Source organism: Flavimaribacter sediminis (assembly GCF_019492055.1).
Taxonomy (GTDB): domain Bacteria; phylum Pseudomonadota; class Alphaproteobacteria; order Rhizobiales; family Rhizobiaceae; genus Flavimaribacter; species Flavimaribacter sediminis.
Genome location: NZ_JAICBX010000005.1, coordinates 199,796 through 213,021 on the forward strand (window position 1 = coordinate 199,796; position 13,226 = coordinate 213,021).

8 protein-coding genes and 1 pseudogene are annotated in these 13,226 nt (G+C 55.7%); 7 read left to right on the forward strand and 2 right to left on the reverse strand.

Features of this window, described 5'->3' with window-relative positions:
* Positions 1–17: 17 nt before the first annotated feature.
* The gene (locus K1W69_RS22900; protein ID WP_220230782.1) at positions 18–965 is read right to left on the reverse strand and encodes a helix-turn-helix domain-containing protein; all 948 of its coding nucleotides are present in this window, start codon (positions 963–965) and stop codon (positions 18–20) included.
* Between the two features lie 611 nt (positions 966–1,576).
* On the opposite strand from K1W69_RS22900, the gene K1W69_RS22905 reads away from it, so the two are divergent.
* Positions 1,577–2,971, forward strand: a complete 1,395-nt coding sequence (locus K1W69_RS22905) for a M24 family metallopeptidase (RefSeq protein WP_220230783.1) — start codon at positions 1,577–1,579, stop codon at positions 2,969–2,971.
* A gap of 95 nt (positions 2,972–3,066) precedes the next feature.
* Here K1W69_RS22905 and K1W69_RS22910 read toward each other — a convergent pair.
* Positions 3,067–4,217: pseudogene (locus K1W69_RS22910) on the reverse strand (IS3 family transposase).
* 1,946 nt (positions 4,218–6,163) lie between these two features.
* On the opposite strand from K1W69_RS22910, the gene K1W69_RS27175 reads away from it, so the two are divergent.
* The 6 genes from K1W69_RS27175 to K1W69_RS22935 all read left to right on the forward strand — a co-directional run bounded on the left by K1W69_RS27175 (position 6,164) and on the right by K1W69_RS22935 (position 13,100).
* The gene (locus K1W69_RS27175; protein ID WP_258571300.1) at positions 6,164–6,604 is read left to right on the forward strand and encodes an excisionase; all 441 of its coding nucleotides are present in this window, start codon (positions 6,164–6,166) and stop codon (positions 6,602–6,604) included.
* Positions 6,605–6,936: 332 nt separating this feature from the next.
* Positions 6,937–7,605, forward strand: coding sequence for a site-specific integrase (locus K1W69_RS27180; RefSeq protein ID WP_258571301.1), 669 nt, complete (start codon positions 6,937–6,939; stop codon positions 7,603–7,605).
* A gap of 861 nt (positions 7,606–8,466) precedes the next feature.
* Positions 8,467–8,676, forward strand: coding sequence for a YtcA family lipoprotein (locus tag K1W69_RS22920; protein WP_220230785.1), 210 nt, complete (start codon positions 8,467–8,469; stop codon positions 8,674–8,676).
* A gap of 6 nt (positions 8,677–8,682) precedes the next feature.
* Positions 8,683–9,735 (forward strand): multidrug transporter subunit MdtN, encoded by a 1,053-nt coding sequence (gene mdtN, locus K1W69_RS22925; RefSeq protein WP_220230786.1) that lies wholly within the window; start codon positions 8,683–8,685, stop codon positions 9,733–9,735.
* A gap of 61 nt (positions 9,736–9,796) precedes the next feature.
* Positions 9,797–11,479: an FUSC family protein gene (locus K1W69_RS22930; protein ID WP_220230787.1), complete on the forward strand. Its 1,683-nt coding sequence runs from the start codon at positions 9,797–9,799 to the stop codon at positions 11,477–11,479.
* A 115-nt stretch (positions 11,480–11,594) separates the two neighbouring features.
* Positions 11,595–13,100, forward strand: coding sequence for a TolC family protein (locus K1W69_RS22935; RefSeq protein WP_220230788.1), 1,506 nt, complete (start codon positions 11,595–11,597; stop codon positions 13,098–13,100).
* The last annotated feature ends 126 nt before the right edge of the window (positions 13,101–13,226 follow it).

The following is a 13,226-nucleotide window of genomic DNA, read 5'->3' on the forward strand; positions in this document are numbered from 1 at the left end:
CGACGCATTGATCCCTATCATTTATGTCTTACCCTGAAGGCCTGGCTGGGCAACTCGCCAAACATATTTTTGTATGCGCGGGCAAACTGGCCACTGCTCAAGAATCCATGCTGAATGGCAACGTCCTTTACGGATCTTGGAGGAGCTTCCTCTGAGACCAGCTTCTCCCGGATCGATGTGAGGCGAAGTCGATACAAGTACGCGCCAGGCGACATTCCGTATATGTCAGAAAAAGCCTGGTGCAGTCGAGACTTCCCTACACCTGCCATGCGGCAGAGATCGGCAATGGTAAGGAGAGAACAGTCGGCCTCTCTGATTTTGCGAAGCGAGTCCCGAACAATTCTCAGCTCGCTCTTGCGGTTCACGGTCTCGCTGTAGTTCAGTTGATCCGCCTCGATGGTCCAGTCTGCAATGGCTTCGATCATCGCAACTTCAACGGAACGAGGCAACCTGCCAAAGGTGGCTTCAGATCCGTTCGACGGGGCCCAAGCAAGCGGCTTAAAGAGGATTCCCAGCAGCCGCTCCCTGTGGGCCTCCGGAACGTGCAGTTGTCGGTACGTGTCAACAGATATAGCGAAATTTCGACCGATCAAACAGGAGATCATCCGGCTCAGCACCGACCTGCGTATACCGAAGGTTATAAAGTCCCGAGACTCTGCAACGACGTCGAACTCATGTGCGCCGTCGAGTTTGAAGACGGTATTTCGTGTCGCGCTCATACCATTAAGAAGGTAGTCGCCTTTCCAGGTGATTGGAATCGAGTAACCGATCCAATCCACTTCGGGAACCGACGTCCAGATTGACCGGGCGCCCGTCCTGATACGAACGATAAAGCTGTCTCGCCCACGCACTTCGATACGGGCCAAGCCCAAGTGACCCGGATCCAGTTGGACAAGTGACGAGTAAACCGTGGGAATCCGCTCAAGGAATTCCAAATTGAGCTCTCTTCTCTGCCGGTGACCCATCGGCCTCCCCTTTGGTCAACACAGTTACCGCACCTTAGTTCGTGTCGGACCAACTACCGCACCTTAGTTTGTGTCGGAACAACTATAGCTTGTTTTGAGGCAATCGACCGGTATCGGATGATTTGCACCTTCTTTTTTGTTCAAAGCGGACCCTTTTGCTGAAAGTATCAGCCTAGGTGAAGTTGCGCCAATCGTGCCGGGTGTGTAGATGCGACTGGTTTTAGGTCATGAAATCGAAGGGCAATTGAGAATGGTGCTGCTGCTTCGGCCCTTCGCAACGCCTCTTCGCCATGTCCTTGCTGCCTTCTCGATGGCCGTGCTGCCGCAGTCGCGCCGCAAGCGCCCGGCGAATACCTGCGTTGCCGTGAAGCATCGAGGAATCTGGTCTGCACGGATGATCGTGGCCACGGTTCCAAGCGTTTCTTCATTGCGGCCCTCGACCACGTCAACACGGTTACCTATCTACGAAGGGTGTCGAAGTCCGATCCTGACGGTGCCAGAAAAAGCGCGTCAGCGGTGCGTGTTAGGTTTGAGATGGCAAGTTCGGACCCCTCATCATCTTCGAAATCCGAACTAAATCCCAAGCAAACCCATGAAAACAGAGGCATGATATGAAACTTTCTCGTAGACAATTTGGTCTTGGTACAGCTGCAACGGCTGGCGGGTTGTTTCTTCCCGCAGTCGCCCCCGGGTCGGCGATGGCCCAAACGAACATGTTCGAAGGATCATCGGACCAGTTCTCCGTGACGCCGCCCGAGGATGGCAAGAACTGGCACCCCTTGGCTGCCCAGCGACCTCACAACGATATTCTATCCCGTCTTCAAGGCATCATGCATCGAGAAGGATTTGATGTTCTCTTGCTGATTAACCCGGAAAATATACTCTATTCAACGGGCTATTTTTCCAAATTCGCCTATGCACCAGGGGTTCCTGCAGGATCCCAGACGGCGGCAGTTATTCCGGCAGAAGGGAAGGCACATCTGGTCGTCAGCTTGTACGAAAAAGATGATGCCCCAAGACAGACAATAGATGTTGAGTATGAATCCGTAGCCGGTTTCGTTTTTGTAGATGACGGAACCGCGGAGTCACATCAGGAACGCGATCCCGTCCTTGACCCAGCTCTTACCATTAAAGCTGCATTAAGTATTGCACAGGACTACTTGGGTCCAGATGGAAAAATCGGTATCGAGGCGGGCATGTTGCTCGGAGGATTTAGGGATTACATAGAAGGTGAACTAAACGGTACGCCGTTAACGGACTGTAGCGGCGTGATGTTTGAATCGCGCCTGATCAAGTTTCCTTGGGAAGTCGATATGCTGAGATTGGCGGCCCAACATGCGGAGCGTTTCATGGCGCGCGCAGCTCGGGAACTGAAACCCGGGATGAACGCCATGGGTTTTGATAAGATGATTCAAATAGCCGCTTGGGAGGAAGATAGAGAAAACTCCATGAGCACTCTTGGCTACCAGACTGGAATTGGACCTTATTGGGGCATCGGCTTAGCCCCTCGGAACTATGTAATCCAGGAGGGCGATGTTGCGCGTATTGATGGCGGCGGAGTGCATTTGGGCTATATCAGTGACATCTCGCGTACCTGGGTTGTTGGTGGCTCGAAGCCAAATCAAGCGCAGGTGGATACCTATGACGCATTGTATGCCGGATTCGCAAAAGGCCTTGAGATGCTCGCGCCTGGCGTGAAGATGAAGGATCTTTATGCTGCAATCCGGGCAGAAGTGGAAAAGTCGTCGGTTATTCCTGTTTACCCCCGAGGACACATGGGGCACGGCATTAGCGTGGCTCCGACAGCAGAGGACGTTCCTAAGATCTCGCAAAATGAGGAAACCGTATTCCAGCCTGGCATGTGCATTAGTATGGAGTGCTCGTATATGGCGGCCCAGGGAGCTCCCGCACCGGGACCGTACAACATTGAAGACTCCTTTGTGATTACCGAAGATGGATACGAGCGGTTCACCATGGCCCCAGATTCGATATTCTGGAACGTATAGCGACTGGATAGCGACGCTTTCTCCGGTGGGGCTTTCTCGGGATCTCTGAGGAAGTTCCTTTTGGCGGCGTGACGTGCTCCCCTGAATGTACCCATTCATAGGCTAGCCCTGTTCACGTTGTGGTCCATTGCGGACCGGGTTGCAAACTCGTTCGGTGTGAGCCCGTTGAGGCTCGTGTGTGGCCGGTGCAGGTTGTAGTCGATCCTCCATTCCTCGATGATCTCGCGGGCGTGGCGGAAGCTGCGGAAGAGATGCTCGTTCAAGCACTCGTCCCTCAGCCTGCCGTTGAAGCTTTCCACGAATCCATTCTGCATCGGCTTTCCGGGTGCAATGTAGTGCCACTCAACACTGCGGTCCTGTTGCCAGGCGAGCATGGCATTTGATGTGAGTTCCGTGCCGTTGTCCGAGACTATCATGCAGGGGTAGCCGCGTCGTTCGGCGATCGCATCCAGTTCACGAGAGACACGTTCGCCCGAGATCGAATTGTCAACGACAGTCGCCAGACATTCCCGGCTGAAGTCGTCGATGACACACAGGATACGGAAGCGACGTCCGTCGACCAGCGCGTCCGACACGAGGTCAAGGCTCCAGCGCTGGTTGGGATCCTGCGGGATCGCCATGGGAGCACGTGTGCCCAAAGCTCGCTTGCGGCCGCCACGTTTGCGGACGGTAAGCCGTTCCTCCTTGTAGAGGCGATACAGCTTCTTCCAGTTCACCACGACGCCTTCGCGCTTCAACAGCAGGTGCAGACGGCGATAGCCGAACCGCCGCCGTTCCGAAGACAGTTCCCGCAAGCGCTGTCGCAGGCCGGCGTCGTCCGGCCTGCTCGACTGGTAACGGAAGACACGCGGCGCAATGCCAACCAGGGCACAGGCCCGCCGCTGCGAATAGTCTCTCATCTCGATTGCCCAACTCACGGCTTTCCTCCTGGAGCCGGGCGTCAGAAGCGTTCGCAGGCTCTCTCGAACGCATGGCGTTCGCCTGCTCCCATTGTCAGCATCTCGCGGAGCGTCGATACATCCATCATTTGCTCCGCCAGAAGCTTCTTCAGCTTCGCATTCTCTTCTTCAAGCGCCTTCAGCCGTTTGGCGTCCGACACCTCCATACCGCCATACTTCTTGCGCCACGTATAGAACGTCGCATCACTGATGCCGTGCTTGCGACACAGCTCGGCTGGCGTCATGCCCGCCTAATGCTCCTTCAAAATGCCGATGATTTGTTCTTCAGAGAACCGTGATCGTTTCATTGCCTGTCTCCTTCGTTCAGGAACAGGCTAACCCAAAAACGGAAACATCTCAGGGGAGCACGTCACAATCAGTGTTCACACTTCCCATCCGTCGCACTATGTCCATTTGTAACTGGTTCTTATCACACATAGCTTAACGGACGACCCCTACCCTGCCCGAAGCCTTCCGGTTTCAAACATGGTCGCGGTTGACGGTATCCGATCGCGCCTAATCTGCAAACACAGGTTGATGTGAAGCCTATCGAGCCGAGGTGTCTAGGTGGTGTCTAGGAAAGTGTCTAGCTTAAGCAGCTGTTTTTATTGGGATTAGACACTCTAGACACCTTAGACACCAAATTCCTCACACATACGCGGGCGCGCGCGTACGCGAGATATACAGGTGTCTAGGTGTCTAAAGTGTCTAAATCATTATATGATATTGATATTGTTATATATTTTATAGACATCAATTTAGACACTTACCTAGACACCTTCATCCAGACGAAACCATTTAAATATGCGGATATGTCTGATCCGCATAAAACCGGACTTTTCAGACATGACTACGGGGCCTTGTGAGACCGCGCCGACGGGAATTCTGCAGAGGCCAGAACAAGCAAAACCACGATGGTGCTGCTGAGAAAGATGCCACTGCGCAGATCTCCCTAAGTAAAAATTGAACCGCAAGACGAGGGTATGAGAGGTCTGCTACCAGACGAATGGACACAACTATCCACTTGCAGCTTCGGCATGGTATCTGACCGGTGATTCGAATGAGATGCATAAGTGGTACGTTGAGCTAGCGCCGAGCGCCATGCGCCGGTCGCGGCTGATTGAGTTCTTGCCGTGCAGTCTGTGCGCAAGATTGAACGCGATGTTTTGCCGCTCCATGATGTAAACCGATGCTGGTCGCGGTCATCGATAGCTGGGCACCATTCAACTTCAGAAAGGTCAAACCGATCCCCGGTCAGAAGGCGCAGTCGGTAGGCGATCAATCGGAAATACTGGACTCAATAAAATCAATGAGTTAGAGGAACCGAAAGGCCCGCGTCTCACAAAATACCTTCTCACGGCTCTGGTAAGCCGCTGATAATTCTGCATAAAATACCATTCATCCCGCTTATTGGGAATCAGCGGGATCGGTCCTGGTTATTCGGCGATGCCGCTACAACGGGCCGCGTGCGGCGTCGAACCTTGCGACAATTGCATTGATCCACATGGTTGCGGGGCACAAGCCCTTTCCCCAAAGCCGGGGAGCACCCCGGGGTGCAGGGGGTTGGCGTTCTCACACCGATCCCGATTTTGGCAATTGCAAAGCGGAAAGGATCGAAATTCTCAGGGTTCGGACCACACCTGGATGTGGCCAGGGTTAGGGTCAGGGCCTTAGCTATCGATGATCCGGACGATGACCAAATGTGTCGGAAGCCTGGAGAGCATAGATCCAGAAGACCGTCTTGAGGTGAGACAGCCAACGAAATCCGGATGCCAATTGTCAACCGCTCGATATTCATCTCCATCCAGACGCAGTTGGTTGCCAAGATCATGAGCCTTGGCAAATCCTCGTTGGCGCATGGCTAAAACGCCGGGAATAGCGCCGTGCGCGGCCATGGTCAGCCAATGCCACATCGATTTAATTGGTTGTTGTTCATGGGATTGTCGGCGGGGGACGAACCGATGTGTTTCCCATGCCGATTTGCTGGTTGACCCTGCCGTGGCGCCTTTATCCTAGAAGGACGAGTATTGTGCGACTGATGAGGAGTGCGGAGATGGTTGGTAAAAATAGTCTTGCTATTGGTTCCGGGTCCGGCTGGAGAGATGATTTACCGCACAAACATCATCGTCCTCGCTGTGCATGCTGGTGTCTTCGCCAATTTGTTGACGTGAGAGCAGCGCTACCTCGATCATAGACCGGAAGAGCTCGATACCCACTCTGCATCTATACCCTCAATTGTTTAAAACGTTGGCCAATGAGCGCGAAGAAACAGTCCACCAATCCAACGATTTTTCAACCAGAAGAACCCATTCGCATGGACATTGCCGCTAAAATAGCATTTCCTGATGGCACTATGGGGGTGGCAGGTTTGCGCAAGGAACGTGATCGCGGCCGCCTCGTCACCGAAATGATTGCCGGCAAGGAGTACGTCACCCTGGCCGAGATTCAGCGAATGAGGGAACGATGTCGCGTCCATCGAAAGGCGCCAGACTTGTCTGGCGACGAGAAAGCCGGAAGAAGAATGGGAATATCAGAAACGCTGCCGGATGGTACATCGAGGACGGAGGAAAGCGATTCAGCACTGGCTGCGGCAAAGATGGCCGCGTGGAAGCTGATCAAAAACTCGCAGCCTACATCTCCGCCAAGTACGCCCCCTCGCGACACCGGGACCGTAGTCCAGATCAGGTCAAAGTAGCTGATATCATAAGCGTATATCTTGAAGACAGGGCGCCCTTTCACAAGGACCCGAAAGAAACGGGCGCGCGACTACTTCAGGTTCTCACATTCTTTGGTCGCATGCATCTTTCCGATATCAACGGGAATGCCTGCCGGCGATATGCTTCAGAAGCCTCGACGCCAGCAGCAGCACGACGCCAGCTTGAGGATCTGCGCGCAGCGATCAATCACTATTACGCGGAAGGTTATGTAACAGCGGTTCCGGCCGTTATCTTGCCGAACAAGCCAATCGGACGACAAAGATGGCTGACTCGACACGAGGCTGCGCGGTTACTATGGGCTGCGTGGCGGATGAAACAGAGTTGGAAAGGACAGGAGAGCGACCGCAGGACCGGCCGCCACGTCGCTCGCTTCATCCTCATTGGTCTCTACACAGGAACGCGTTCTGGAGCGATCTGCGGAGCAGCTATCAGGCCAAAAGAGGGCTGCGGTTATGTGGACCTTGAGCAAGGCGTATTCTTTCGCCGCTCGGCCAAACAGCAGGAAACAAAAAAACGGCAACCTCCGGTCCGAATCCCGGATCGCCTTCTTGCGCACTTGCGGCGGTGGTCGACGACACCACTGGAGATCAAGACGAAGAATCGCGGAAAAAGCAAAAACATCGGCAGGATGATCTCCGAGGACTACGTCGTCGAGTGGAGCGGCAAGCCGGTGAGCTCAGTCAAGAAGGGCTTCAAGGCTGCATGCGAAGCAGCCGGTCTTGGCTGGTATGCCGAAGACGGATTGTTTCAGACCGATGTGACGCCGCATGTATTGCGCCACACAGCAGCTACCTGGTTGATGCAGAACGGCGCTACCCTGTCGGATGCCGCCGACTATCTCGGCATGACGGAGGCTGTGCTCCGATCGACATACTATCACCATCATCCGGATTTTCAGGCGGACGCGGCCGCCAGGATTACCGCCAAGCGGCCGTTGCCGAAGCGGGCCACCAACAGCAATGTCGTAAACCTGGGCTGACGTCCCCGTTGTCTACCCACCTGTTACCCACCTGAAACCCACGAACTGAACGTGAACATGCGTGATAAACGGCGATGAAAAATCCCAGAAAACCGGGCTTTTCCTCGAAGATAACCATGTTCGGGACGAGGGGGTCGGAGGTTCGAATCCTCTCACTCCGACCATTTCTTAAAAATTCAATTAAAACAATATCTTACAATAAAACCTCTTAGCCATTTAGGATTCTGGCTTTGTCTCGGGAATATGGTTTTCGCGTTTGGCTTTGTTTCGGGAATTCGCGAAATCGGGATTTGGGTTCGTTTCGGGATTTGGCCCCCGCCATATCTGGCTTTGTTTCGGGAATCCCGTTTTTGCACATTCTGGCTTTGTTTCGGGATTTTGCGATTGCGTCTGCTCGATGGGTGACGACCACTAGATTCAACGGTGTTATCTTCTAGCACAAATTCAACAGAAATTCTCCCGAAAAGTTCTCTTTTTGTTCCGGAACAGGACCGAACCTCAAATTCGATAACCGTTGCTGAAACGCTTCTGACGCACGATAAGCCTTAGGCTATCCGCAATGGAACAGACAAGAAGCTTTCCTGGCGAATTCAAAGCAGGCCGGGGCGGCGCCATTGCGCGCCAGTGCAAACGGGGAATATGTCGTCCAGCCATCCAATGAACGACTGCGGCCGACATTGAAATCCGGCGCAATACCGGCCTCCGGTTCTCCGAAGGGATCGTTCTTGTCGTAGATTTCGAGCGGTATTTCTAAGGCTATGCCGGATGAAGCAGCATGCTCAATTGAATTGTCATCCGGACTGCATAGCATGTAGAGTTGAATATACGACTCGCACGGAAACAATCCTCACGAACCTGTCTATGAGCATGGCGCCTTCTATCCCGATGTTTGGCAGTTTCTTTCCGGCATGGCTTCTTTGCCTGTTGGGGGCGGTGGTGTTGACGATGATCCTGAGAGGCCTGTTCGTTGCGGTAGGGCTTGATGACGTTCTGCGCTGGAAGGTCGCCGTGTATGTCAGCATGATGCTGATTGTGAACTACATCATCCTTTCGCTTGTTTTTAACAGTTAGCGTACAATGGCGTCTCTTTCGAACAAGTTGAAACTGATCCTGGGCGGGGGCGCCAGTCTTCTTGTGATCCTCGCCGCCGGCGTCCTTATCTATCACCAGGTGACCAGGACACGAAGCAATCCGATGTCCGACGACGTGACCATTGGAGCCGATATCGTCCATATCGCCCCGTCGGTCGCCGGGCGCATAAGCAGGATACAGGTCAGGGAGAACGACTACGTCTCGGAGGGCCAGACCCTCTTCGAAATAGACAAGACGCCTTATCAACTGGCTGTAGACCAGACCAGCGCCGATCTCGCCATCGCCGTCGCAAGCGCAAACGACAAGGCCCGCACAATCAAGGCCGAACAGACAAACGCGATCATCGCCGCCCAGCAGGTAGAACGGGCGCGCGCGAACCTGGATCTTGCGACACAGACCCTCGACCGGCTGCTGCCGATGGAGTCCAAGGGCTATGTGTCCGTACAACAGGTAGACGACGCGCGCACCGCCAAGAGGGACGCCGAAGTCAGTCTCAACGAGGCCCTGCGCCAGGAAGAAGCAGCCGAGGTGCTGATCAGCGACGAGGAGGCCGCCAAGGCGCTGGTCAAGGCGCGACGGGCGGCTCTGGCCATTGCCGAATTTGAACTCGAGCAAACCGTGGTGCGCGCGCCCAATGACGGCAGGGTCGTTGGGCTGTCCGTTTCGGCTGGTGGGTACGTCCTGCCCGGACAGTCGGTCTTCACCCTGATCAATTCCCAATCATGGTTCGCCTCGGCCGCCTATGTCGAGACTGCGTTGCCGGGTATCGAGATCGGCGATTGCGCAACCGTATACGTGCTTGCCGATCGCGGCCGCGCCATCCAGGGCGTCGTGGACGGGATCGGCTGGGGCGTCAGCTCCAAGGAGCAGATCCTTCTGCCGAACGCCCTTCCGATCATTCCGAAGTCACTCGACTGGGTCAGGGTGCAACAGCGGTTTCCCGTCCGCATCCGGCTGGACAATCCACCAGCCGACCTGATGCGGGTGGGCGCGTCCGCCGTTTCGATCATTCAGCGCGGCGATGCCTGCACGTTATAATTGGCGACACCTGTATCGACAGGCCAGGACTGACCTGCAACCGTTTCCCGGACGCTTCGGGATGACGTGGCGCATCGCGCTGTTATGCAGTCTGGTTTCCGCCACGGCCATGATGATGAAGATACCGGAAGCTGCAATCAGCTGCTATCTCGTCATCTTTCTGATGAAACCCGACGCAGCCCAGAACATCGTCATGGGCGCCGGCCTTATCCTGCTTGCAAGCATTGTCGTCGTGATCATGATCCCGGTCATCAACCTTACGATTGATAATCCGCCGGCCCGGCTGGCGATCATCTTCTTTGCCTCGTATCTGTTCCTGTTTTTGAGCTCCACGACGCCCCTCGGCGAGCAAGCAGCCATAGTGGGCCTGATTATTGCCTTTCTGATGACGCTGGTCACGGACGTGCCGGTCGGACAGATTGCCGACCAGGGGCTGCTCATGGCCTGGAAGATGGCCGCCATGCCCATGTTGCTCATGATCGTGTTCAACCTGTTTCTCGGGTTTTCGACCGAGCGGCAGGTTCGCGACAAAGTCGTCAAGCGGCTATCGGTCGCGGCCGAGCATTTGCGCGGACGGGACAAGGCAGACGAAATCGACGAGCTGCTCGGCGAAGGAAACGAAACGCTGTTGTCACAGATGCAGCTTGTGAAACTTTTGTATCTGTGCCCCAGAAACTATGCGAAATGGCTGAACGGCGCTGTCGAGACAAGCTACGCCATTCTGGTTTCCGCGTCCCACGTCACAAGGCATTTGCCTGAAGACGAACGAAGCCGATTGGCGAACGCCTTGCTCGATGTCGCAGGCAAGGTTTCCGCCAAAGATCGCAACGTCACCGTTTCTGCGCGAGCACAGCTAGAAGGACCTGGCGTCGACATCTGGCGCGAAATTGCTGATCTTTCTCACGCGGACGGCGGTGGGTCGCCACATCCGCAAAAACCGCCTCTCCTATCGCCCGATGCGTTTTCCAATCCCGATCATCAGCGATACGCCCTGAAGACGTCTGTGGCGGCTGTCATCTGCTATCTCCTCTATACCGGGCTGCACTGGGACGGCATCCACACCGCGATGATCACCTGTTACGTCGCCGCCCTTGGCTCGACCGGAGAAACCGTGCGCAAACTGGCGCTGCGCATCATCGGATGCCTGATAGGCGCGGCAATGGGCGTCCTGGCGCTGCTGTTCATCATGCCGTCGCTCACATCCATTGGCGGCCTCATGCTGCTTGTGTTCGCAGGCGTGTTCATCGCTGGCTGGGTGTCGTCCGGAAATGAACGCATCAGTTATGCAGGCGTACAGATTGCGCTGGCGTTTCTGCTGACGATCCTCAACGGTTTCGGCCCCAGTTTCGAGTTTTCGCAGGCCAGCGACAGGATCGTCGGCATCCTGATCGGCAATGTCGTCATCTATTTCATTTTCACGCAGTTCTGGCCGCGAAGCGCGATGACGACTGTCAGGCAGAATATCAATTCGGCGCTCGACGGGCTGATGCGCCTCGCCGATCGTCCGTCGACCGACCAACGCCTCAAGGTCGAAGACGTTTCGGGAGCCTATGTCAGGCTGGGCGCTGCGTCACAGCTACTGGAGACGACCATGTTCGAGCCCGCAACGATGCGGCCCCCGGCGTCCGAACTGGATACAGCCGCTGAGGCTATTTCCGGAAGCCGCGATCTTGCCGGAAGCCTGTTTGCAGGCGATGCAGGCAGCAGCGATATTGGCTCGAGGCTGAAGGCGCTCCGCCAGTAAAGTGGGCGGCTTCGTACGAAAGCAAGCCGAATTCAAGGTCAAAGTCATAACAGGTTAACCAAACTGCTTTACGCATCAGGCAGTATTGAAGTGTACGACCAGGAAGTGCGGCCTGATGACCATTTTCATATCTCAATCCCGCCCGGCTTCCTTGAGTCTGCTTGCCGCGGCAGTCATGATCACCGCGACAGGCTGCATCAGCAAGAGCCTGGATCTGGCCTCGGATTCACCCGATCAGGCATGGCGGCCCGAGGGGTCGACGACATCAAGTTCGGATTTTTCGGTGCCTGCCGAACCGGCTGTCGCCAAACTTGAAAGGGGCGTCGATTCACAGAAGGTCTACAAGCTGACCGAGTTGATCGACCTCGCGCAGACAAAAAATCCCGCAACCCGGATAGCGTGGGAACAGGCGCGACAGGCGGCGCTCGCCGTAGGCATGTCCGAAGCCGCCTATCTGCCGACCATTTCCGCGAATGTGATCGGCGGTTACCAGAATTTCGTCACGCCATTGCCAGACCTGAGCGGCGGCACAACCGATGTCACCACCACGGCCAGCGGCTTTGCGCCGAACGTCGCCCTGGAATGGCTCGTTTTCGATTTCGGTCAGCGCAAGTCCCTGCGGGAGGCCGCCAAGCACAACCTCCATGCGGCCAATGTTTCTTTCAATGGCGCGCATCAGGCTGTTATATACAACGTAACCCGCAGCTACTACCTCTACGGAGCTGCACAGAGCAACGTTAAAATCGCAGAGCAGGCTCTGGCGAATAGCAAGCGCATCAGGGATGCGGCGCAATCGCGCTACGCCAACGGAATTGGCACCACTATCGCCGTTGCGCAGTCCAAACAGCTTGAGGCGGAAGCAAAGTACAGGCTCGTCCAGGCGCAGGATACGCTTCGCGACAGTTATCAGGACGTACTGGCCGCCGTCGGCATTTCGTCTCTTTCCAAGATCAGGATCGCCTCATCCGCCAATCGCAGACTTCCGAGCGCACAATCCTTCCCCACGGAACAGGTCATCGAAGCCGCCCTTTCACGTCGTCCGGATGTGATCGCAAGCTATGCAGAGTTGAAGTCAAGCCAGGCAAATGAAATGGCTGCAAAGGCCCGCTTCATGCCGAAAGTCTATCTCGGCGCAATCGCCGCAATGGGTGACGGCACGATTCAGAGCGGCAATCTGCCCGGTCTTGCCGGCCAGGGCACGACCTCCGGCGTTTTCGTGGGCTTGACAGTGCCGCTCTACAGCGGCGGGATTCGCGAAGGCACGAGACGCCAGGCGCAATCCGCTGTCGCGGCCGCGGAGGCGTCCTTCGAGAAGACACGCAACACCGCAGTCCAGGAAATCGTCATTGCCTCCGATACGTTGCGCTCGGCCTTGCAGGCCTACGCTTCGGCGAGCGAACTGGTGCGGGCTGCAAAGGTCACCTATGACGCGGCCTTCGACGCTTACAAGAACGGGGTCGGGACGGTTACCGATGCGATCGAGGCGGAAACCGGTTTGCTCGACGCCCGCCAGGCGCAGGCTGACGCGCATGCTTCGGCGCTCGTCGCCGCCTCCACTCTGGCCTTCTCACTCGGCGCCATGACGTCGCGGACGTCCGCCGCCTTGCTGTTTTCGAACTAAAGCCGGGGGTGGCTTCAATCCGTTTCTGTTTGCGCGATTTGTCTCACCACTTTGAATTGACCTAGGCACTCGGCGTTAATACTGTCCTTTTTCCTCCGACCTCTCCGGAGAGTTCTTCACTACATC